Origin of the sequence: Stenotrophomonas maltophilia group sp. RNC7 (genome assembly GCF_030910085.1) — a bacterium.
In the GTDB taxonomy this organism is placed as follows: domain Bacteria; phylum Pseudomonadota; class Gammaproteobacteria; order Xanthomonadales; family Xanthomonadaceae; genus Stenotrophomonas; species Stenotrophomonas sepilia.
Genome location: NZ_JAVFVN010000497.1, coordinates 40,838 through 63,567, shown reverse-complemented (window position 1 = coordinate 63,567; position 22,730 = coordinate 40,838). Strand labels below are relative to the sequence as shown.

The following is a 22,730-nucleotide window of genomic DNA, read 5'->3' as shown; positions in this document are numbered from 1 at the left end:
GGGTTACCAGAGCGAGGCCAGCCAGAGCAGGGCAGCCATGCCCAGTCCGGCCAGCAGGGTCAGCAGCGATACCCAGGCCGGCGTCGCCAGCCCGGACAGCGAGCGGTCCGGCTGCTGGCGATAGTCGCGGCGCAGCAGCCAGGCCAGGGCATCGGGCTTGAGGAAGGCACCGCTGCCGAAGCGCTCGGCAAGCGCCGGATGGCGGTCGCGCACGTGCACCAGGGTCAGTGGCCAGAAGATCACGAAGGCACTGAACCCGGCCACTGCAACGCCGACGAAACACAGGGCGAAGAACAGGGTCATGGGGGCAGTACCTCCGTGGTCGTATGGGGCTTAGAAGTCCGCGCTGCCCGGGGCACGCGGGTAGGGGATCGCATCGCGGATGTTGGACAGCCCGCAGACGTACACCACCAGGCGTTCGAAGCCCAGGCCGAAGCCGGCGTGCGGCACCGAGCCATAGCGGCGGAAGTCGCGGTACCAGCTGTAGTGCTCACGATCCAGGCCGAACTGGGCCATGCGCGCGTCCAGCACGTCCAGGCGCTCCTCACGCTGGCTGCCACCGATGATCTCGCCGATGCCCGGGGCCAGCACGTCCATCGCGGCAACGGTCTTGCCATCGTCGTTCAGGCGCATGTAGAAGGCCTTGATGTGCTCCGGATAGTTGGTCACCACCACCGGACGACCGACATGCTCCTCGGTCAGCCAGCGCTCGTGCTCGGTCTGCAGGTCCAGGCCCCATTCCACCGGGAAGTCGAACTTCCTGCCGGACTTCTGCAGCAGGCTGACCGCATCGGTGTAGTCGATGCGCTCGAACGGCGCGTTGATGAAGTCTTCCAGCTTGGTGATCGCGTTCTTGTCCACGCGCTCGGCGATGAAGGCCAGGTCGTCGCTGCGCTCGTTCAGCACGGCGCGGAACAGGTACTTCAGGAACTCTTCGGCCAGGCGTGCGTCTTCGGCCAGGTCGGCGAAGGCGATTTCCGGCTCGATCATCCAGAACTCCGCCAGATGGCGGGTGGTGTGGCTGTTCTCGGCGCGGAAGGTCGGGCCGAAGGTGTAGACCTTGCTCAGCGCCAGGCAGTAGGCCTCGACGTTCAGCTGGCCGGACACGGTCAGGAACGTTTCCTTGCCGAAGAAGTCGCGGCTGAAATCGATCGCGCCCTTCTCGTCACGCGGCAGGTTCACCATGTCCAGGGTGGACACGCGGAACATCTGGCCGGCGCCTTCGGCGTCGGAGGTGGTGATGATCGGGGTGCTGATCCAGTTGAAGCCGTTCTCGTGGAAGAAGCGGTGCACGGCCTGGGCCAGGCAGTTGCGGATGCGGGTGACTGCGCCGAACAGGTTGGTGCGCGGGCGCAGGTGCGCCACTTCGCGCAGGAACTCCGGCGACATCGGCTTGGGCTGGATCGGGTAGGTGAGCGGGTCTTCGACCCAGCCGACCACTTCCAGGGCGCTGGCCTGGATCTCGAACGACTGGCCCTTGCCCTGCGACTTCACCAGGGTGCCGGTGGCGATGACCGAGCAGCCGCTGGTCAGGCGCTTGATCTCGTCGAAGTTGCCCAGGCTGTCGTTGGCCACCACCTGGATCGGGGCGAAGCAGGAGCCGTCGCTCACATTCACGAAGGCCAGATTCGCTGAACCGCGCACCGTGCGCACCCATCCGCGTACCGTGACTTCGCCGCCTTCCGGGATCTTCCCGGCAAGCGCATGTTCAACGCTGACCACCGTCATGACTTGAATCCTCTGCTGATCGACTCGATCTGTGAACACGGGAGTTTACCGGTTGCAGCGTTCTGCTTGCGAGGCATTTTTCGCGGCAACGGCTCCTTATAATGTCCCCGTACCTCTGGAGTAGCCCCATGGCCGTCAGCCTGACCCCCATTGCCTTCGAGCGCGTGCAGCGCTTTGTCGCCCAGACCCCCGGTGCGCTGGGCCTGCGTTTCGGCGTGACCAGGACCGGCTGCTCCGGCTGGGGCCACATCACCGACCTGGCCCGCGATGAGCGCGAGGGCGATACCGTGTTCGAGCAGGACGGCGTGAAGATCTATGTCGACGCCAAGAGCCTGGCGCTGGTGGACGGCACCGTGATCGACTTCGGCAAGCACGGCCTGAGCGAGACCTTCACGTTCAGCAACCCGAACGCCACCGCCGAGTGTGGCTGCGGCGAGAGCTTCACCACCGACGCCGACAAGGCCTGACGGCCCGGCGGGACCTGATCGTTCTGGTAGGGCCCAACCGGGGTTGGGCGCTCGCCCCCGGTTCAGGGTGCCAGGTGGCCCATCGGTTGCCCGGCCGCCTCATCTGCGCCATAATGCGCGGCTTCCTGCCTTCCTGGCGGGAATCCTTGCCCCACCGCGGTCTCAACGGCGGGGGGCTGTCCGGCCGCGAGGCCACATCCGAAAGGTAGAAAAAACATGAGTCGTCATTACGAAATCGTGTTCATGGTCCACCCGGACCAGAGCGAGCAGGTCCCGGCCATGATCGAGCGCTACAAGTCGCTGGTCGAGAACGGCAACGGCACCATCCACCGTCTGGAAGACTGGGGCCGCCGCCAGCTGGCGTACCCGATCCAGAACCTGGTGAAGGCCCACTACGTGCTGATGAACATCGAAGCCGACCAGGCCGTTCTGAACGAACTGACCGAGAGCTTCCGCTTCAACGACGCCGTGCTGCGCAACCTGGTCATCAAGCGTGACGAGGCTGACACCGAGCAGTCGCTGATCATGAAGAGCAAGGACGAGAAGGGTGACAAGCCGGAGCGCGGTGAGCGCCGTCGTCGTGACGACGAAGAAGGCGAGTCCAACACCACCGCTGACAACGAAGCCGGCGACGACGCCGCTTCCGCCGCCTAAGGAGCCTTCCCATGTCCAAGTTCTTCCGTCGCCGCAAGTTCTGCAAGTTCACTGCTGAAGGTGTGAAGGAGATCGACTACAAGGATCTCAACACCCTGCGCCAGTACCTGACCGAGAACGGCAAGATCGTGCCGAGCCGCGTCACCGGTACCAAGTCGAAGTACCAGCGCCAGCTGGCGACCGCCGTCAAGCGCGCTCGCTTCCTGGCCCTGATCCCGTACACCGACAACCACGACGTCTGATGCAGGCGGGGCGGCCCGACGCCGCCCCCGCTGTGCCAGCTATTCGGACAGCCTTTGTTGCGGGGCATCGCCTCGCTAACGAATAACTTATCTGGAGCAATACCATGCAGCTGATCCTCCTGCAGAAAGTCACCAACCTCGGCAACCTGGGCGACCTGGTTGATGTGAAGCCGGGCTACGGCCGCAACTTCCTCGTGCCGCAGGGCAAGGCCGTGCCGGCCACCGAGAGCAACAAGGCCGAGTTCGAAGCCAAGCGCGCCGAATACGAAGCCAAGGCCCAGGCCATCCACGCCGACGCTGAAGGCCGCAAGGCCAAGCTGGAAGGCGCGAGCGTGACCATCGCCGCCAACGCTTCGACCGAAGGCAAGCTGTACGGCTCGGTTGGCCCGCGCGACATCGCCGAGGCCTTCACCGCCGCCGGCCTGCCGCTGGAAAAGAGCGAAGTCATCCTGGGCGAAGGCGCCTTCCGCAACATTGGCGAGTACGACGTGCTGATCCACCTGCACGCCGACGTCGAGACCACCGTCAAGGTTGTCGTCGTCGCCGAAGCCTGATCCCACGCCGCAAGGCCTGGCATCACCGCAGAACGGGCGCCCGCAAGGGTGCCCGTTTTGTTTTATGGCTCCGTTTCGTGGCGTCGGGCCACGTCCGGCCGGCGGGGCAGGGCTGGACAATGTTCCACGCCCATTCGTAGAACACGGCCACATCGGTATACTCAGGGCGTCACACCCGTTCCACGGGCATCGATCCCAACAGGATCAATGACTTGGAGGGTAAACGCAGGCCGCTTGCCGGCCCCAGTCCGGAACCCCTATGCGTCTTTCCACGATCAAGCTGTCCGGCTTCAAGTCGTTCGTCGATCCGACCACCCTGCACCTGCCGACCAACATGACCGGCGTGGTGGGCCCCAATGGCTGCGGCAAGTCGAACATCATCGACGCCGTGCGCTGGGTCATGGGCGAGAGTTCGGCCAGCCGCCTGCGCGGCGACTCGCTGACCGACGTGATCTTTTCCGGTTCCAACGCCCGCAAGCCGGTCTCGCAGGCCACGGTCGAGCTGATCTTCGACAACTCCGACCACACGATCTCCGGCGAGTACGCCGCGTTCAACGAAATCTCGGTCAAGCGCACGGTCAGCCGCGACGGTACCAGCAACTACTACCTCAACGGCACCAAGTGCCGCCGCCGCGACATCACCGACCTGTTCCTCGGCACCGGCCTGGGCCCGCGCAGCTACTCGATCATCGAGCAGGGCATGATCAGCCAGATCATCGAGGCGCGCCCGGAAGACCTGCGCGTCTACCTGGAAGAGGCGGCCGGCATCTCCAAGTACAAGGAGCGCCGCAAGGAGACCGAGACCCGCATCCGCCACACCCGCGAGAACCTGGACCGGCTGGGCGACCTGCGCGACGAGATCAGCAAGCAGCTGGAGCACCTCAAGCGCCAGGCCAAGCAGGCCGAGCAGTACCAGGCCCTGCAGGAAGAGCGCCGGGTCAAGGATGCCGAGTGGAAGGCGCTGGAATTCCGCGGCCTCGACGGGCGCCTGTCGAAGCTGCGCGAAGGCCTGTCGCAGGAAGAGACCAAGCTGCAGCAGCTGATCGCCGACCAGCGCGACGCCGAGGCCCGCATCGAGACCTCGCGCGCGCGGCGCGAAGAGGCCGCCGACGCGCTGAACACCGCGCAGGCTGCGGTCTACCAGGTCGGCAGCACGCTGGCGCGCCTGGAGCAGCAGATCCAGCACCAGCGCGAGCTGTCGCAGCGCCTGCACAAGGCGCGCGATGAAACCCAGCAGGCCCTGGCCGAACTGGGCCAGCACATCAGCGGCGACGAGGCCAGACTGAGGGTGCTGCGCGAGGCGGTGGAGGCCGCCACTCCGCAGCTGGAAGAACTGCAGGAAGAAAACGAGATCAAGCAGGAAAGCCTGCGCGAGGCTGAAGAGCGGCTGGCCAGCTGGCAGCAACGCTGGGAACAGCACACCTCGCAGAGTTCGGAAGCCTCGCGCGCCGGCGATGTCGAGCGCACGCGCGTGGACTACCTGGACAAGCAGATCCTCGACGCCGACCGGCGTCGCGAGGCCCTGGCCGCCGAACGGGCAGGCCTGGACGTGGACGCGCTGGAAGAAGCCTTCGAGCAGCTGCACCTGCAGCACGACACGCAGAAGGCCGCGCTGGATGAATTGAGTGAAGACGTCGAGCTGCGCAAGCAGGGCGTGGCGGCGGTGCAGGAACAGCAGCGCAATGGCCAGAACGAACTGGCTGAACTGCGCAAGCAGGCCAACGGCCTGCGCGGTCGCCTGGCCTCGTTGGAAACCCTGCAGCAGGCCGCGCTGGGCCAGGAGCAGGGTGCAGCCGTGGCTTGGCTGAAGGCGCGCGGGCTGGATTCGGCGGCGCGCGTAGGCGAACGCCTGGACGTGGATGCCGGCTGGGAAAACGCGGTGGAAAGTGCGCTCGGCCAGCTGATCGAAGGCGTGCTGGTCGATGACCCGGCCAGCCTGGTCGGCGCGCTGGGCGAACTTGGCGAAGGCCACATTGCGCTGGTCGCCGACGATGCTGCTGAACTGAAGGTGGCGCCGACCTCGCTGGCGGCACGCGTGCGCGGCCCGGCAGCGATCCGTCGGCTGCTGGCGCACCTGCATGGTGCAAAGGACCTGTCCGAGGCGAAGGCCCTGCAGGCCAGCCTGCCGGAAGGCGATTCGATCATCACCCAGGGCGGCGAGCGGCTGGGCCAGGGCTGGCTGCGCGTGTCGCGCTCCGGTGCCGCCGAGCAGGGCGCGCTGCTGCGCGAGCGTGAAATCAACGAACTGCGTGAGCAGATCGAGCAGCTGCAGGACCGCGAGGCCGAGCTGGAAGGACAGCTGAGCGGTTTCCGTGAGCAGCTGCAGGCGGCCGAGCAGCAGCGCGAGGATGCGCAGCGCGCGCTCTACCAGGCCCACCGCGCGGTGTCCGAGCTGGCCGGCCAGCTGCAGGGCCAGCAGGGCAAGGTGGAAGCGGCACGCACCCGCATCGACCGCATCGAGGGCGAGCTGAAGCAGTTGCAGGAAACGCTGGAAGCCAACAACGAGCAGGCGCGTGAAGCGCGCTCGCGGCTGGAGAGTGCGGTCAGCAGCATGGGCGACCTGGAATCGACCCGGCAGCGGCTGGAGGGCGAACGTCGGCAGTTGACCGAGGCCCGCGACCTGGCCCGCGATGCCGCCCGCGCGGTACGCGAGCGCGCGCATTCGCTGGCCCTGACCCTGGAATCGCAGCGTGCGCAGCTGGCCTCGTTGAGCCAGGCGCTGGAGCGCATGGGCACCCAGCGCGGGCAGCTGGACGCGCGGCTGGGCGAGCTGCATTCGCAGCTGGACGAAGGGGATTCGCCGGTCGAATCGCTGCAGGCCGAACACCAGAACGCGCTGGAAGAGCGCGTGCGCGCCGATCGCGTGCTGACCGAGGCACGCACGCTGCTTGACGGCATCGACGCCGAGCTGCGCAACTACGAGCAGACCCGCCACCAGCGCGACGAACAGGCGTTGGCCCAGCGCGAGCGCATTTCGCAGCGAAAGCTCGACCAGCAGGCCTTGGTGCTCAGCGCCGACACCCTGCAGGCGGCGGTGGAAAAGGCCGGCTTCGTGCTGCAGGACGTGCTCAATGCACTACCCGAGGACGCCCGCCTGGGCGACTGGGAGCAGGCCGTGCACCAGATCGACGCACGCATGCGCCGGCTGGAGCCGGTCAACCTGGCCGCCATCCACGAGTACGGCGAGGCTTCGCAGCGTTCGGACTACCTGGATTCGCAGCACGCCGACCTGACCACGGCGCTGGAAACACTTGAGGATGCCATCCGCAAGATCGATCGAGAGACCCGCGGGCGCTTCAAGGACACCTTCGACCGCGTCAACGCCGGCGTCCAGGCGCTGTATCCGCGCCTGTTCGGTGGTGGCCACGCCTACCTGGAACTGACCGGAGAAGACCTGCTCGACACGGGTGTGACCATCATGGCGCGCCCGCCGGGCAAGCGCGTGTCCAGCATCTCGCTGCTGTCCGGCGGCGAGAAGGCGATGACCGCAGTGGCGCTGGTGTTCGCCATCTTCCAGTTGAATCCCGCCCCGTTCTGCCTGCTGGACGAGGTGGACGCCCCGCTGGACGAAGCCAACGTCGGCCGCCTGGCCAACATGGTCAAGGAAATGAGCGAGAAGGTGCAGTTCCTGTTCGTCAGCCATAACAAGGCGACGATGGAGGCCGCGCACCAGCTGTCGGGCGTGACCATGCGTGAGCCGGGCGTCAGCCGCCTGGTCAGCGTGGACCTGGAAGAAGCGGCGCGATTGGCGGGCGCGGCCTGACGTGCCATCCTAGTTACCTGAATGAATTAGCCGGAGAACCTATCGAATGTCCGACACGGCACTGTTGCGCATCGGCATCCTGGCCGCCGGCCTGCTGTTGATCGCCGCGATCTTCCTGTTTGGCCGTCCGAAGAAGAAGCCCCAGGGCCGTCGCGTGGAGAACACGGAACCGGCCAGTGGCGAGCGCCGCGAACCGGTCCTGGGCGAGGACGGCGTCGTGGTGGCTGAGGGCCGCGTCGAACCGGGCATGCGCGGGGAAGGCGAGCAGGCCGAACTTGGCCTGGCCGACACTGACCCGGGCGCGGCCAACGACCTCGGCAAGCGCACTACCCAGGATTTCGACAAGATCGTCTCGCTGTTCGTGGCCGCCCGTGCCGGCGAGCAGCTGCGCGGCGAAGACATCGTGGTGGCGGCCGAGAAGACCGGCCTGGTATTCGGCCACATGAACGTGTTCCACCGCCTGGTGGAAGGCCACCCCGAGCGCGGCCCGATCTTCTCGATGGCCAGCATCATGAAGCCGGGCAGCTTCGACATGGCCAACATCCGTGCCATGGAAACCCCGGCCATCGCCTTCTTCCTGACCCTGCCGGCGCCGCTGACCGCGCTTGATGCCTGGGAGAAGATGCTGCCGACCGTGCAGCGCATGGCCGAGCTGCTCGATGGCGTGGTGCTGGACGACAGCCGCAATGCCTTGGGCCGCCAGCGCATCGCGCACATTCGCGACGAGCTGCGTGCCTACGACCGCCAGCACCAGGCACCGCCGCTGACCAAGACCCCGCGCTGGTAAAGCCTGTTGTGCCGGCCAGCGGTCGGCACCCACCCCGGTAGATCCACGCCATGCGTGGATGGAGCGAACCAAGGTTCGCCCCCACCAACAGGGTCAGGCCGGTACGCCGGCCACCTTGGCGAACGCACGGCGGAATGCGGCCATCTCGTCTTCGGTGCCGACGGTCACGCGCACGCGCTGTGGCCAGATCGGCCAGCTGCGGCCAATGATCACGCCGTTGTCTGCCATCGCCTTGGCAAAAGCGGCACCGTCGCGCTGCACATCCACCACGAAGCAGTTCGCTTCCGACGGCACGCAGCTGAAGCCACGCTTGCCCAGCCACGCGATGGTGGCCTGCCGCACCTTGGAATTCTGCAGGCGCCGCTGCGTGATCAACTGGGGATCCTGCAGGCTGGCCAGTGCCGCGGCCAGTGCTGGCACGGGCAGCGGGTTGTCGCCCAGGCTGGCCAGTTCGCGCAGGCGGTCGGGATGCGCGGCCGCCACGCCCAGGCGCAGGCCGGCCATGCCGTACAGCTTGGAGAACGTGCGCAGCACGATCAGGTCATCGCGCTGCGTCACCTGCGCGATCAGGCTGGGCTGCTCGCTGTACTGCAGGTAGGCCTCGTCGACCAGCACGCGGGTGGAGGCGGGCTTGTGGGCCAGCAGCCAGGCGAGCTCATCCGGTGGGCTGATCGAACCGGTCGGGTTGTTCGGGTTGCACACATACAGCAGCCCGGTCGGGCGCGCGTGCGCGGCGGCGACCATTGCACGCAGGTCATGTGCGCCGTCGTCGCGCAGCGGCACTTTCTGCACATGGGCGCCGCGAGCAGCGGCGACCTCGCCCAGGGTCTCGAAGGTCGGGTCGGCCACCACCAGTCCCGCCTGCGGGCTGGTCCACAGCATGGCGGCGCGGTTCAACGGCTCGCTTGAGCCGGGATAGAGGCGCACGTGATCAGCCGGAATGCGTGCCTGTTCGATGAAGGCATCGCGCACCTGTCCGGCCAGGGCGAAGCGGTAGCGGCCGCAACCGGCGATGCTGTCGCGTGCCGCCTGCTGGGCTGCGGGCGAGGGGCCGTAGGGGCATTCGTTGAAATTCAGCAGCACCGCACCTTCGGCGGGGGCAGGAGCGGCGGCCGTCGCGGGTTGGGTATGGCCAAGCTGCGGCAGCCCGCTGCCAGCGACGGCGAGGCCAGCACCGGCCAGTTGCAGGAAGCGTCGACGGGAAGCAGGCAGGGTCACGGGCACGGTTCCGAAGGGCAGACCGTCGCACGCTAGCGCTGGTTGCGGTGGGCGGCAAGCCCGCTTTTTGTAGTGCCGAGCCATGCTCGGCTGCAGCCGTGCCAACCAAGGTTGGCATCTGCCGGGGCGGGGAGAAGGTTGGCCACCAGGGCAGGGAGCGCCCGTCGAGCATGGCTCGGCGCTGCGAAGGGGGGGCATTACAGGGCCTGACGGTCCGGCGCGGTAGAATCCCCGGCCATCCCAGAACCACCGGATTCCGATGAGCTCCAGCCCCGCCGAACGCGCCGAAGATCTCCGCCGGCAGATCGCCCAGGCCAACCGCGCCTACCATGAGCTGGATGCCCCGGAGATCCCCGACATCGACTACGACCGGATGGTGCGCGAGCTGGAAGCACTGGAGCGCGAACATCCGGAACTGGCCCGGGCCGACAGCCCGACCCAGCAGGTCGGCGCGCGTCCCTCCGGCCGTTTCCCCGAAGTCCGCCATGCGGTGCCGATGTTGTCGCTGTCCAACGCCTTCAGCGATGAGGAAGTGGCGGATTTCGTACGCCGCATTGACGAACGCCTGGGCCGCCGCAGCCTGCAGTTCTCGGCCGAGCCGAAGATGGACGGCCTGGCGATCAGCCTGCGCTACGAGGATGGTCATTTCGTGCTCGGCGCGACCCGCGGCGATGGCAGCACCGGCGAGGACGTGACCGCCAACCTGCGCGAGATCGGCGATGTTCCCAAGCGGCTGCACGGCAAGGACTGGCCGGACGTGCTGGAGGTGCGCGGCGAGGTCTACATGGCGCGTGCCGATTTCGAGGCCTACAACGAACGTGCGCGCCTGCACGGCGGCAAGGTGCTGGCCAACCCGCGCAACGCGGCGGCTGGATCGCTGCGCCAGCTCGACCCGAAGATCAGTGCGCAGCGCAGGTTGAGCTTCTTCGCCTACGGTACCGGTGAAGTGCAGGGCGGCGAGCTGCCCGATACCCATTCGGGCACGCTGGCGCAGCTCGGCGCCTGGGGTTTCCCGGTCAGCGCGCTGTGCAAGGTGGTGGAAGGCACCGACGGCCTGCTCGGCTACTACCGCGATATCGGCGAGCGCCGCGACAGCCTGCCGTTCGATATCGATGGCGTGGTCTACAAGCTGGATGACCGTGCCGGCCAGCAGGCGATGGGCTTCGTCTCGCGCGCGCCACGCTGGGCCATCGCGCACAAGTTCCCTGCACAGGAACAGAGCACTACCGTGGAGGCGATCGAGATCCAGATCGGCCGCACCGGTGCGGCCACACCGGTCGCGCGCCTGGCACCGGTGGCCGTGGCCGGCGTGATCGTGTCCAACGCCACGCTGCACAACGCCGACCAGATCGCACGCCTCGACGTGCGCGTCGGCGACAGCGTGATCGTGCGCCGCGCCGGCGACGTGATCCCGGAAGTGGTCAGCGTCATCCTCGATCGCCGCCCGCAGGGCACCACGCCCTGGCAGATGCCGACGCGCTGCCCGGTGTGCGGCTCGGAGATCGTGCGCGAGGAAGGGGCGGCCGCATGGCGCTGCTCGGGCGAGCTGTCCTGCCCGGCGCAGCGCAAGGAAGCCATCGCCCATTTCGCCTCTCGCCGCGCGATGGACATCGACGGCCTGGGCGACAAATACATTGAAACCCTGGTCGACGCTGGCATCGTCAAGAGCGTGGCCGACCTGTACCGGCTCACTCGTGACCAGCTGCTGCACCTGAAGCTGGTGCTGGACGCTGAAGATCCCTCGGCGCTGGCCGCCGCACTGAAGCTGCACCTGCCGGCCGAAGGCAGTGGCGCGGTGCTCAATGCAGTGCTCAGGCTGGACGGCAACGATCCGGGCTGGCGCGCGCAGGCGCTGGCGCAGCCGGCCCGCTTCGAATGGAACACGAAGAAGATCGCGACCAAGTGGGCCGACAACCTGATCGCGGCCATCGACGCCAGTCGTGCCGCCACGCTGGAACGGCTGCTGTTCGCGCTGGGCATCGAGCACGTGGGCGAGAGCACGGCCAAGGCGCTGGCGCAGTGGTTCGGTGATCTGGAACTGATCCGCCACCTGCCGTGGCCGTTGTTCAAGCGCGTGCCGGACATCGGTGGCGAAGTGGCACGCTCGCTCGGCCACTTCTTCGAACAGCAGGGCAACCAGCAGGCCATCGATGACCTGCTGCAGGTCGGCCAGGTCCGCATCAGCGATGTGCACGCGCCCAGCGCCAGGCTGCGCGAGGGGCTGGACCTGGCGCAGCTGTTGGTCGAATCAGAGATTCCCGGCATCACCCGCCTGCGCGCCGAGAAGCTGGTGGCTGCGCTGCCTGGCGCGCAGGCCGTGCTCGACGCCGAACATGGCCAGTTCGTCAACGCCGGCCTACCGGACGACACCGCGCGTGGCCTGGCTGCGTGGCTCGATGCCGATGGTCATGGCGCGATGCTGCTGGCGGCCGAGAAGGCGATGCAGCAGATCCTGGCCAAGGCGCCGGCGCTGGCCGAGATCGTGGCCGGCCCGCTGGATGGGCAGACCGTGGTGCTGACCGGCACCCTGGCCCAGCTCACCCGCGATGCCGCCAAGGAGCGCCTGGAGGCCCTCGGTGCAAAGGTCTCCGGCAGCGTCTCGAAGAAGACCAGCTTCGTGGTCGCCGGTACCGAGGCCGGCTCCAAGTTGGACAAGGCGCAATCGCTGGGCGTGCCGGTATGGGACGAAGACCGCCTGCTGGCTTATCTGGCCGAACACGAATGATGACCCCGCCGGGTGCATGGCGCCCGGCATGAAACACAAAGGAACACCGATGCAGACCGCCCCGCTGGATTTCCGCCTGGCCACCCGTGCCGACGAGGAGCTGTTGATCGCGCTGATGCGCGAGTTCTACGCCGAAGACAGGATCGACTTCGATGACGGGCGCGTGCGTCGCGGCGTGGACGCGCTGCTGGCCGATCCGCGCAATGGCGAAGTGCTGTTGTGGCTGGACGAGGCGGGCGAGGTGGTCGGCTACGCGGTGATCGCGATGGGCTTCAGCCTGGAGCAGGGCGGCCACTTCATGCTGCTGGACGAGCTGTACCTGAGCCATCGCGCGCGCGGTCGTGGCCGCGGCAAGCAGGCGCTGGCCATCTGCGAACAGCGCGCTCGTGGTCGTGGCGTCAGCCGCCTTCGCCTGGAAGTGAACCACCACAACGAACTGGCCCGACGCCTGTACCTGGCCAGCGGCTACATCGACGATACGCGCGATCTGCTGACCCTGCCGCTCGACCATCCGCGCCCGGAGGGCATCCTGTGAGCGAGGCCCTGCTGCGCGCGCTGCAGCAGCGCGCTGCGCTCAACGCGCTGGTGCGCCGCTTCTTTGCAGAGCGCGATGTGCTCGAGGTGGAGACGCCGATCCTGTCGGTCGCGGGCAACACCGAGCCGAACATCGACAGCTTCCATACCGACTTCACCGGGCATGTCGATGCCGGCGGACGCCGCCGCTGGCTGCGCACCTCGCCGGAGTATCCGCTCAAGCGCCTGCTCGCTGCCGGCGTGGGCGACTGTTACGAACTGGGCCGGGTGTTCCGCAATGGCGAGGCCGGTGGTCGCCACAACCCGGAATTCACCATGCTGGAATGGTATCGGGTCGGTTGGGACCACCATCGGCTGGTACAGGAAACCGCCGAGCTGATCGGACAGGCGCTGGCCCTGGTGGGACGCCGTGCGACCCTGCGCGTGCTGAGTTACCGCGAGCTGTTCCAGCAGCACCTTGGCGTGGATCCGTTCGAGGCGGATGAGTCCACGCTGCGTGCCGCGTTGGGCGAGGTGCACATTGACCCGGTCGGATTGACCCGTGATGACTGGCTCGACCTGCTGATGACCCATCGTATCCAGCCGCATTTCGATGACGCGGTCATGACCGTGGTGCATGACTGGCCAGCCAGCCAGGCCGCGCTGGCACGCATCCGCGCCGGCACGCCGCCGCTGGCCGAGCGTTTCGAACTGTACCTGGGTGCAGTGGAGCTGGCCAACGGCTATCACGAACTGAACGACGCCGACGAGCAGCGCGCCCGCTTCCAGCGCGACCAGCAGCGCCGCCACGAACGTGGGCAGGTGCAGCCGCCACTGGATGAGGCGCTGCTGGCGGCGTTGCCGGCGTTGCCGGCCTGTGCCGGCGTTGCGCTGGGGATCGACCGCCTGCTGATGGCGATGAACCGCACACCCCGCATTGCAGATGTGTTGGCCTACGACTTCGCCCACGCGTGACCATCACGCGTTGCTGAACATCCCAGGCTGAACGAAACGCGGGTTCTGCGCGCTTGCGTCGGCAAGCGGGATGATGCTTTTATCACGGCCAATGCCGGACACTGGCATGCAGTTCATCCATTCCTGCTGGGGAAGGCTTTGGTCAAGTGGTTTGCGGTTGTCGCTGCACCGATGTACTCCATTGCGCTCTGGGGTGCCTGGCTGCCGTCGCCGGCGTCGGCCCAGCAGGTGGGCTACGACGATGAAGTGGTGACCTGCGAGTCCCGCGACATGGGCTGGGTGCACTGCGATATCGATGTGTCCAACGGCGTCGATCTGGTGCGCCAGCTGTCCAGCAACAGCTGCATCCGCGGCAGCGAGTGGGGTACCGACCGCAGCGGCGTGTGGGTCACCCTTGGCTGCCGCGCCGAATTCCGTGCGCGCCGTGCGCAGGGTGCGGCACCTGCGGCAACGGAAGGCAAGCGCCTGGTGCGCCGCGTGGTGCGCTGCGAATCCAATGGCCGTCCGCAGAGCTGCCCGGTGCGCCTGGATGGCGCCCCCGTGCGCCTGCTGCGCCAGCTGTCGGTGCTGCCATGCCGCGAGGGGCAGGGCTGGGGCTACAAGCGCAATGAGATCTGGACCAGCCGTGGTTGCCAAGGCGATTTCGAGGTGGCCGACGAGGACGGCCGCTTCGTCGACATGCCGCGTCGCCTGACCTGCGAATCGAAGTCGAAGAAGCGGCGTTTCTGCGGCGCCAGCATCTCCGTTGGCGCGGTCGTTTCCGAGCAGCTGTCCAGCACGCCCTGCGAGGAAGGCAGTACCTGGGGCTGGAGCCGCAACGGCATCTGGGTGGACGGCGGCTGCCGCGCCGAATTCTCGGTGAATTGAGCCCGGGCGGGCTCCAACGCTGCCGGGCGTGGCCCTACAATGGGCCCATGAACACTGCCCCCGACATCGACTACGCCCGTTATGACCACATCCGCCCGATCCTGTGGACCGGCGATGCCCTGCAACTGCTGGACCAGCGCAAGCTGCCGTTCGTGGTCGAGCATGTGGTCTGCCACGACAGCGACGAGGTTGCCAGCGCCATCCATGCGTTGACCGTGCGCGGCGCGCCGGCGATCGGCATCGCCGCCGCCTGGGGCGTGGTGCTGGCCGCGCGCGAGGTGCAGGCCGCCGACGGTGCGCACGCCCTGCAGCAGCTGGAACCGGCACTGCAGCGCCTGAACGCATCGCGCCCCACTGCGGTCAATCTGGCCTGGGCGCTGGCGCGCATGCGCCGTTGCCTGCACGCCGCCGGCGCCGACTGGAAGGCACTGCTGGAGGCCGAAGCGCAGGCCATCGCCGAGGAAGACCTGGCCGCCAACCGCCACATGGGCGCACTGGGCGCTGGCTTGATCGAGGCCGGCAGCGGTGTGCTGACCCACTGCAATACCGGCTCGCTGGCCACCGCCGGCTTCGGTACCGCGCTGGGCGTCATTCGCGCCGGCATGGCCCAGCACCGCATTGCCCGCGTGTTCGCCGGCGAGACCCGGCCGTGGCTGCAGGGCGCGCGCCTGACCGTGTGGGAGCTGCAGCAGGACGGTATCGATGCCACCCTGATCGCCGACTCGGCGGCCTCGCACCTGATGAAGACCGGTGCCGTGCAGTGGGTGATCGTGGGCGCAGACCGCATCTGCGCCAATGGTGATACCGCCAACAAGATCGGCACCTATCAACTGGCCATTGCCGCGCGCCACCATGGCGTGAAGTTCATGGTGGTGGCGCCGTCCTCGACCGTGGACATGGAGACCGTGGACGGCAGTCAGATCGAGATCGAGCAGCGTGATCCGGGCGAACTCTACGGCGTGGGCGGTACCCGCACCGTGGCCGAGGGCATTGCCGCCTGGAACCCGGTGTTCGACGTCACCCCGGGCGAGCTGATCGACGCCATCGTGACCGAGCGCGGGGTGATCCTGAACCCGACCGCCGAGAACATGCGCGCCGCCTTCGGCGGCTGAGGCGGGCAGGACCGCGGACGTCTGTAGAGCCGAGCCCATGCTCGGCTGAGCCAGCGAATCCGCCGCAGCCGAGCATGGGCTCGGCTCTACAGGGGCGGTATGGGGCCCTAAGTTCCTGATTTGTGCCGGTAAAATCCCCGTAAAGGCAGGCGGAAAACAGCCCGTTGTGGTAGTATCCACAGGTTGAATCGAGGTTCCGGCGCGACCCCCTCCCGCAGAGGGCTGCGCCGGACTGGACCGCTACCAGACAACGGAACCCGAATGGCAGAAACCGCCAAGGAAATCATCCAGGTCAACCTGGAAGACGAGATGCGCAAGAGCTACCTCGATTACGCCATGAGCGTGATCGTGGGCCGCGCGCTGCCGGATGCGCGCGACGGCCTCAAGCCGGTGCATCGCCGCGTGCTGTACGCGATGAACGAACTCAACGCGCACAGCAACAAGCCCTACTTCAAGTCGGCGCGTATCGTCGGTGACGTCATCGGTAAGTACCACCCGCATGGCGATCAGTCGGTGTACGACACGCTGGTGCGCCTGGCACAGCCGTTCTCGCTGCGCTACATGCTGGTCGACGGCCAGGGTAACTTTGGTTCAATCGACGGCGACTCCGCCGCGGCGATGCGATACACCGAGGCGCGCATGTCGCGCCTGGCGCATGAGCTGATGGCCGATATCGACAAGGAAACCGTCGATTTCCAGCCCAACTACGACGAAAAGGAACTGGAGCCGACGGTCATGCCGACCCGGTTCCCGAACCTGCTGGTCAACGGCTCGGCCGGTATCGCGGTGGGCATGGCGACCAACATCCCGCCGCACAACCTGAGCGAATCGATCAACGCCTGCATTGCGCTGATCGACAACCCGGAGATCGACGTCGACGGCCTGATGGAGTACATCCCGGGCCCGGATTTCCCGACCGCCGGCATCATCAACGGCACCGCCGGCATCGTCGCCGGCTACCGCACCGGCCGTGGCCGCGTGCGCATCCGTGCCAAGGCCGATATCGAAGTGGCCGACAATGGCCGCGAGTCGATCATCGTCACTGAAATTCCTTACCAGGTGAACAAGGCGCGTCTGATCGAGAAGATCGCCGAGCTGGTCAAGGAAAAGAAGATCGAAGGCATCAGCGAGCTGCGCGATGAGTCCGACAAGGACGGCATGCGCATCTACATCGAGATCAAGCGCGGCGAATCTGCCGAGGTTGTGCTGAACAACCTGTACCAGCAGACGCAGATGGAATCGGTGTTCGGCATCAACATGGTGGCGCTGGTCGACGGCCGCCCGCAGTTGATGAATCTGAAGCAGATGCTGGAGGCGTTCGTCCGCCACCGTCGCGAAGTGGTCACCCGCCGCACCGTGTTCGAGCTGCGCAAGGCGCGCGCCCGTGCCCATGTGCTGGAAGGCCTGACCGTCGCGCTGGCCAACATCGACGAGATGATCGAACTGATCAAGACCTCGCCGAACCCGAACGAAGCACGCGAGCGCATGCTGGCGCGCGTGTGGGAGCCGGGCCTGGTCGGTGCGATGCTGGGTGCCGCCGGTGCCGAAGCCTCGCGCCCGGAAGACCTGCCCAAGGGCGTGGGCCTGGTCGAGGGCGGCTACCAGCTGACCGAGATCCAGGCCACCCAGATCCTGGAAATGCGCCTGCACCGCCTGACCGGGCTGGAGCAGGACCGCCTGACTGACGAGTACAAGCAGCTGCTGGAAGTGATCGCCGGGCTGATCCACATCCTGGAAGATCCCGACCGCCTGCTGCAGGTGATCCGCGAGGAGCTGGTCAACGTCAAGGCCGAGTTCGGTGACGAACGTCGCACCGAAATCCGCCACAGCGAAGAAGACCTGGACATCCTCGACCTGATCGCACCGGAAGACGTGGTGGTCACCGTGTCCCACGCCGGCTACGTGAAGCGCCAGCCGGTCAGCGTGTACCGCGCGCAGCGCCGCGGCGGCCGTGGTCGCAGTGCGGCGGCGACCAAGGAAGAGGATTTCATCGAACAGCTTTGGCTGGTCAACACGCACGATACGCTGCTGACGTTCACCAGTTCGGGCAAGGTGTTCTGGTTGCCGGTCTACCAGCTGCCGGAAGCGGGCTCCAACGCCCGCGGCCGTCCGATCATCAACTGGATTCCGCTGGAACCCGGCGAACGCGTGCAGGCCGTGCTGCCGGTGCGCGAGTACGCCGATGGCCAGTTCGTGTTCTTCGCCACGAAGAACGGTACGGTCAAGAAGACCCCGCTGGGCGAGTTCGCCTTCCGCCTTGCCCGCGGCAAGATCGCGATCAACCTCGATGAGGGCGATGCCCTGGTCGGCGTCGGCCTGACCGATGGCCAGCGCGACATCCTGCTGTTCGCCTCCAACGGCAAGACCGTGCGCTTCGGCGAGGACAAAGTCCGCTCGATGGGCCGTACCGCCACCGGCGTGCGTGGCATCAGGATGCCGGCCGGCGAGGAAGTGGTCAGCCTGATCGTGGCCGAAAGTGCCGGTGGCATCGAGGACGAGAACGAGGACGACAACGGTGTCGAGGAGGCCGCCGCCACGGGCGATGCGGTGATTGACGGTGCCGATGACAGCAGCGTGCAGTACATCCTGACCGCCACCGAGAACGGCTATGGCAAGCGCACCCCGCTGCCGGACTATCCGCGCAAGGGCCGTGGCACGCAGGGCGTGATCGGCATCCAGACCACCGAGCGCAACGGCAAGCTGGTCGCCGCAGTGCTGATGGGCTCCCGCGACGAAGTCCTGCTGATCTCCGACGGCGGTACGCTGGTGCGTACGCGTGGCTCGGAAATCAGCCGCGTCGACCGCAACACCCAGGGCGTGACCCTGATCCGCCTGTCCAAGGACGAGAAGCTGCAGGCGGTGGAGCGCATGGATGCCTCGATCGACGAGGACGAGGACGAGGTGGCAGTCGCCGCCCCGGCCACGACCGACAGCGCCCCGGCTGCGGCCAGCAGCGAGGACGCCGCACAGGAGTGATCCTGCCGCGAGCCTGGGGTACCCGACGACGCCGGCCCTGTGCCGGCGTCGTCGTATCCGGATGCCACGCATACGCGCGCGCTTCACGCAGGCGGTGGGATAACGGCGCATGCTGCCTCCGGAGATCGACGATGTCCGCCACGCCGCAGTCCGCTCCTGCTCCCGTCCGCGCCTCCCGGCATCCTCTCGTTACCGTGCTGTCGCTGCTGCTGGTCGTGCTCGGCCTGGTCATCGGCGGGCTCGGCGCGTGGCTGCTCAGCCTGGGCGGGTCGGGGTACTACGCCATCGCCGGGGCCGGCCTTCTGGCCAGTGGCCTGTTGTTGTTCGGCAATCGCCGCAGCGGCGCGCTGCTGTATGCGCTGGTGTTCGTCGGCACGTTGCTGTGGACCTGGTGGGAATCGGGCAGCGACTACTGGCGCTGGGTGCCGCGGCTGGGCCTGGTGACCGCGCTCGGCATCGTGCTGGCGCTGCTCGCGCCGACCCTTCGCGAACCGGTTTCAAAGCGCCTGTCGCGCAGCGTGGCGGGCGTCCTGATGCTGGTGTTCGTCGCTGCCTTCGGGTTGGCGTTCGCACCGCATGGTGAAGTGGACGGGCACCAGCCGTTCCCGGAAGGCGCGGCCGGCGCCGGACTGGAACCCACGCGGGATACCACGGGCCTGCAGCCGGCTGACCAGCCTGCCGAGGGAGACTGGCCGGCGTGGGGGCGCAGCAATGCTGCCACCCGTTATTCGCCGCTGCAGCAGATCACCCCGGCCAACGTGGCCACGTTGCAGCTGGCCTGGCAGTTCCGCACCGGCGATATGCCGAAGAAGCGCTGGGGTGCGGAAACCACGCCGCTGAAGATCGGCGACCGCCTGTACCTGTGCACTGCCCGTAACCGCCTGATCGCGCTCGACGCCGCCAGTGGCAAGGAAGTGTGGCGCTTCGATCCGAAGGTGAAGGACGCCTCGATCCCGTACACCGCCGCCTGCCGTGGTGTGAGCTACTACGAGCAACCGGCAACGCCGATCCTGGCCGATGCCACCCTGGCCGATGCCGCGGCTGATCTGGCGTTGCCCGAACCGCCACCCAGCGTGAGCCGCAGCGCTGCACCGGGCAGTCGTCCGGCGTGCTGGGCGCGCATCATCGAAGGCACGCTGGACGGGCGCATCATTGCAGTGGATGCAGATAGCGGTCGTCCCTGTGCGAATTTCGGCAACAACGGCCAGGTCGACATCACCCTGGGTATGGGTGAGGTGCCATCCGGCTACGTGTCGATCACCTCGCCCCCGGCCATCGTGCGCGGCGTGATCGTCACCGGCCACCAGGTGCTGGATGGTCAGCACCGCGACGCGCCATCGGGCGTGATCCAAGCCTACGACGCGATCACCGGCAAGCTGCGCTGGGCGTGGGACATGGACCAGCCCGAGCGCAGCGGCCTGCCGCCGCATGGGCAGACCTACACGCGCGGCACGCCGAACATGTGGACCACCGCGACCGGTGATGAGGCGCTGGGGCTGGTCTATCTGCCGCTGGGCAATTCTGCGGGCGACTACTGGAGTGGCTCGCGTACGGAAAACCAGAACCGCTATGCGACGTCGCTGGTGGCGATCGATGTGGCCACTGGCAAGCCGGCCTGGCATTTCCAGGCCGTGCGCAAGGATGTGTGGGACTACGACCTCGGTTCGCAGGCCAGCCTGATCGACTACCCGACGGCGGCAGGCAAGGTGCCGGCGATCCTGCTGCCGACCAAGCAGGGTGATCTCTACATCCTCGATCGCCGCAACGGCCAGCTGCTGACCGCTGCCGAAGAGCGCAGGGTGCCGGTCGGCGGTGTCGAACCGGAACAGCGCTCACCCACGCAGCTGTTCTCGCTGTACCACACACTGCGCCGCCAGCATGACCTGACCGAGCGCGACATGTGGGGCATCACACCGATCGACCAGCTGATCTGCCGCATCCAGTTCCGCAAGGCCTATTACGAAGGCTTCTACACGCCGCCGAGCAGTGATCGCCATTCCATCGAATACCCCGGCTACAACGGCGGTTCGGATTGGGGCAGTGTGTCCATCGACACGCGCCGCGGCGTGATCGTGGCCAACTACAACGATATGCCCAACTACAACCGGCTGGTGCCACGTGCCGAAGCCGACCGCCTGGGCTGGCTGCCGCGCGAGAAGATCCGTGCCGACAGGGGCGGTGGCGAGGGCGCCGGCGATCCGCAGGTGGGAACGCCGTATGGTATCCAGGTCAACGCTGGCTGGCGGCTGCCTTTCACGGGTCTGCTGTGCAAGCAGCCTCCCTACGGCGGCATCCGCGCCATCGACCTGCGCACCGGCAAGCTGTTGTGGGATCGTCCGTTTGGCAGTGCGCGCGGCAATGGGCCGTTCGGCATCCGTTCCGGCCTGCCGATCGAGATCGGCACGCCGAACAACGGCGGTTCGGTGGTGACTGCCAGCGGACTGATCTTCATCGCGGCCGCCACCGATGACCTGCTGCGTGCCATCGACCTGAAGACCGGCAAGGAGCTGTGGCATGCGGCGCTGCCCGCGGGTGGTCAGGCCACGCCGATGGTGTACGCGCAGGGCGGACGCCAGTACGTAGTGATCATGGCCGGCGGCCACCATTTCATGGAAACCCCGAACGGCGATTACGTGATGGCGTTCGCGCTGCCGAAATAGCGGTTGCCGGCCTGAATATGGGCGACGGGGCCGTGACCGATGTCGCTGAAGTTGCGCTGGCGACCGGGCAGCATCCATCATCGGAACAGGACGGGGCCGGCCAACGCCCCCAGGGAAGGAAACGCATGCTGAACTCCGAACGCCTGCCGGGGCGTGCCACCCGGTTGCTGGCAGGACTGCTTCTGCTTGGCCCCTGCCTGTGGGCAAGCGCGCAGGCGTCGCCCCAGCCTGCCGCACGCAAGGTGCCCAGCGGTGCCGAACTGATCGCAGGCGATGCGCGCTATCTGAGCCCCGCCCATGCGCCCTGCATGGCGGCTACGGGCACCGCACTGGAGGCCCGTCGTCGTTGTGTCGACGCTGAATTCAAAGTGCACGACGATGCGTTCAACGCCGCCTACAGTGCGGCGGCTCCACGCTGACCGCCAGTGATCAGCAGGTGCTGCGCGATCTGCAGCGGCAATGGCTGCACCAGCGCGACAATCGTTGCCCGGAGCATGGGCGTGACCCGTGGCGGGCGCAACGTGGCGGTCACGGACGTGCAGCCGCGCCTGACCCGCGCTGGCGCCGATGCCCAGGGTGCGGCGGCCGTGCTGCTGACCGTTTCGGATTTCAATGGCGATGGCGTGCCGGACCTGCAGGTGTGGCAGGACAACAACGGTGTCTACAACGTTCCGGTGCATGCGTTCTACCTGTTCGACGCCAAGTTCAACCGCTATGTGCGTGCCAAGGCATTGGAAGCGGCCATCGGCGGGCGCGACATCGACCATATCGACAATGGGCGGTTTGTGCTGCGCGCGAAGGTCAGCCCGTGCGCGCGCGAGGACAAGGTCATCCAGCTGCGCGGAACCGGGCCACGCACGCTGCTGCAGCGCCGCTATGACACCTGCAGGGGCGAGGCCCCTACCGAATCGGACCTGCTGAAGTAGGTCTTTCCCCGACGAACGGATGCGTTCCGGAACTGGAGAGCTGAAGGATGAGCGAAGGCTATGGAAAAGGTGGGGTGTGCTTCGGCCTGACCCGGGACCAGTCGGTCGAGATGATCGTGCGTACCTGCATCGACAACGGCATTACCGACCATCGGCAGATTGCCTATGTGCTGACCACAGCGCAGCACGAATCGCGTGATTTCGCCGCGCCCGAGGAAGCGGTGCGGTACCAGATCGGCATGGGCGTGGAATCGCTGCCGCATGAGCGGAGCGAATGGCATCGCATCGAGGCGTTCACCGTCACGGTCGAGGTGTTGCGGCAGCGTCCCTAGCGTGGATGCAGCTGGGGTGACGACCGTCATGGACCTGGCCAATCTGCAGCAGGTGAAGCGGTGCCAGATCGTGGGCGCTGAAACGCCGGACAAGATGAAGCTCGCCCAGGCCTGCAAAGCGGAGCGCTGGTCTCACCTGCATTGCTGCAGCAGGCCACCACGGCGCAGAACCACAAGGGCTGGTATGGCTTGGTTTCGTGGTGCAGGGCGAGGGTAGGGAGCACCGGTACG

19 protein-coding genes are annotated in these 22,730 nt (G+C 67.1%); 16 read left to right on the top strand and 3 right to left on the bottom strand.

Annotated elements, in window-relative coordinates; all coding sequences use genetic code 11:
- Positions 1-3 precede the first annotated feature (3 nt).
- Both RCF13_RS09505 and asnS read right to left on the bottom strand, forming a co-directional pair.
- Positions 4-303 (bottom strand): hypothetical protein, encoded by a 300-nt coding sequence (locus RCF13_RS09505; protein ID WP_005417403.1) that lies wholly within the window; start codon positions 301-303, stop codon positions 4-6.
- Between the two features lie 30 nt (positions 304-333).
- A complete protein-coding gene (gene asnS / locus RCF13_RS09500; RefSeq protein WP_134968194.1) occupies positions 334-1,728 on the bottom strand; it encodes an asparagine--tRNA ligase in 1,395 nt (464 codons plus the stop codon).
- A 128-nt stretch (positions 1,729-1,856) separates the two neighbouring features.
- Between asnS and RCF13_RS09495 the strand changes: the two genes are divergently transcribed.
- From RCF13_RS09495 to zipA, 6 genes are all read left to right on the top strand, one after another.
- Positions 1,857-2,195 (top strand): iron-sulfur cluster assembly accessory protein, encoded by a 339-nt coding sequence (locus RCF13_RS09495; protein ID WP_134968195.1) that lies wholly within the window; start codon positions 1,857-1,859, stop codon positions 2,193-2,195.
- 216 nt (positions 2,196-2,411) lie between these two features.
- Positions 2,412-2,849 (top strand): 30S ribosomal protein S6, encoded by a 438-nt coding sequence (rpsF, locus tag RCF13_RS09490; protein WP_005417400.1) that lies wholly within the window; start codon positions 2,412-2,414, stop codon positions 2,847-2,849.
- 11 nt (positions 2,850-2,860) lie between these two features.
- Positions 2,861-3,091 carry a 30S ribosomal protein S18 gene (gene rpsR, locus RCF13_RS09485; protein ID WP_002804494.1) on the top strand — a complete coding sequence of 77 codons (231 nt, stop codon included), beginning with the start codon at positions 2,861-2,863 and terminating at the stop codon, positions 3,089-3,091.
- A 104-nt stretch (positions 3,092-3,195) separates the two neighbouring features.
- Positions 3,196-3,645 carry a 50S ribosomal protein L9 gene (gene rplI / locus RCF13_RS09480; protein WP_021202733.1) on the top strand — a complete coding sequence of 150 codons (450 nt, stop codon included), beginning with the start codon at positions 3,196-3,198 and terminating at the stop codon, positions 3,643-3,645.
- Between the two features lie 259 nt (positions 3,646-3,904).
- Positions 3,905-7,408 (top strand): chromosome segregation protein SMC, encoded by a 3,504-nt coding sequence (gene smc, locus RCF13_RS09475; RefSeq protein ID WP_134968196.1) that lies wholly within the window; start codon positions 3,905-3,907, stop codon positions 7,406-7,408.
- Between the two features lie 46 nt (positions 7,409-7,454).
- Complete coding sequence (zipA, locus tag RCF13_RS09470; RefSeq protein WP_061480035.1) at positions 7,455-8,195, top strand: cell division protein ZipA; 741 nt, start codon at positions 7,455-7,457, stop codon at positions 8,193-8,195.
- Positions 8,196-8,288: 93 nt separating this feature from the next.
- Here zipA and RCF13_RS09465 read toward each other — a convergent pair whose 3' ends face one another.
- Positions 8,289-9,413: a pyridoxal phosphate-dependent aminotransferase gene (locus tag RCF13_RS09465; protein WP_134968197.1), complete on the bottom strand. Its 1,125-nt coding sequence runs from the start codon at positions 9,411-9,413 to the stop codon at positions 8,289-8,291.
- 259 nt (positions 9,414-9,672) lie between these two features.
- On the opposite strand from RCF13_RS09465, the gene ligA reads away from it, so the two are divergent.
- The 10 genes from ligA (at position 9,673) to RCF13_RS09415 (ending at position 22,499) form a co-directional block, all read left to right on the top strand.
- Positions 9,673-12,138 carry an NAD-dependent DNA ligase LigA gene (ligA, locus tag RCF13_RS09460; RefSeq protein WP_134968198.1) on the top strand — a complete coding sequence of 822 codons (2,466 nt, stop codon included), beginning with the start codon at positions 9,673-9,675 and terminating at the stop codon, positions 12,136-12,138.
- A 49-nt stretch (positions 12,139-12,187) separates the two neighbouring features.
- A complete protein-coding gene (locus tag RCF13_RS09455; RefSeq protein WP_061480038.1) occupies positions 12,188-12,673 on the top strand; it encodes a GNAT family N-acetyltransferase in 486 nt (161 codons plus the stop codon).
- Positions 12,670-13,626 carry an EF-P lysine aminoacylase EpmA gene (epmA, locus tag RCF13_RS09450; protein WP_134968199.1) on the top strand — a complete coding sequence of 319 codons (957 nt, stop codon included), beginning with the start codon at positions 12,670-12,672 and terminating at the stop codon, positions 13,624-13,626. The genes RCF13_RS09455 and epmA overlap by 4 nt, the downstream gene beginning before the upstream one ends.
- A gap of 138 nt (positions 13,627-13,764) precedes the next feature.
- Positions 13,765-14,493: a DUF3011 domain-containing protein gene (locus RCF13_RS09445; RefSeq protein WP_134968200.1), complete on the top strand. Its 729-nt coding sequence runs from the start codon at positions 13,765-13,767 to the stop codon at positions 14,491-14,493.
- 47 nt (positions 14,494-14,540) lie between these two features.
- Entirely contained in the window at positions 14,541-15,605 is a 1,065-nt protein-coding gene (gene mtnA, locus RCF13_RS09440; RefSeq protein WP_061480041.1) for an S-methyl-5-thioribose-1-phosphate isomerase, read from the top strand.
- Between the two features lie 261 nt (positions 15,606-15,866).
- A complete protein-coding gene (gene gyrA / locus RCF13_RS09435; protein ID WP_308141094.1) occupies positions 15,867-18,581 on the top strand; it encodes a DNA gyrase subunit A in 2,715 nt (904 codons plus the stop codon).
- Positions 18,582-18,712: 131 nt separating this feature from the next.
- Positions 18,713-21,241: a membrane-bound PQQ-dependent dehydrogenase, glucose/quinate/shikimate family gene (locus RCF13_RS09430; protein ID WP_134968701.1), complete on the top strand. Its 2,529-nt coding sequence runs from the start codon at positions 18,713-18,715 to the stop codon at positions 21,239-21,241.
- Between the two features lie 125 nt (positions 21,242-21,366).
- Entirely contained in the window at positions 21,367-21,660 is a 294-nt protein-coding gene (locus RCF13_RS09425) for a hypothetical protein (RefSeq protein ID WP_231352196.1), read from the top strand.
- 81 nt (positions 21,661-21,741) lie between these two features.
- Positions 21,742-22,167 carry a hypothetical protein gene (locus RCF13_RS09420; RefSeq protein WP_231352195.1) on the top strand — a complete coding sequence of 142 codons (426 nt, stop codon included), beginning with the start codon at positions 21,742-21,744 and terminating at the stop codon, positions 22,165-22,167.
- Positions 22,168-22,214: 47 nt separating this feature from the next.
- Positions 22,215-22,499 carry a hypothetical protein gene (locus tag RCF13_RS09415; RefSeq protein ID WP_134968702.1) on the top strand — a complete coding sequence of 95 codons (285 nt, stop codon included), beginning with the start codon at positions 22,215-22,217 and terminating at the stop codon, positions 22,497-22,499.
- Positions 22,500-22,730 lie beyond the last annotated feature (231 nt).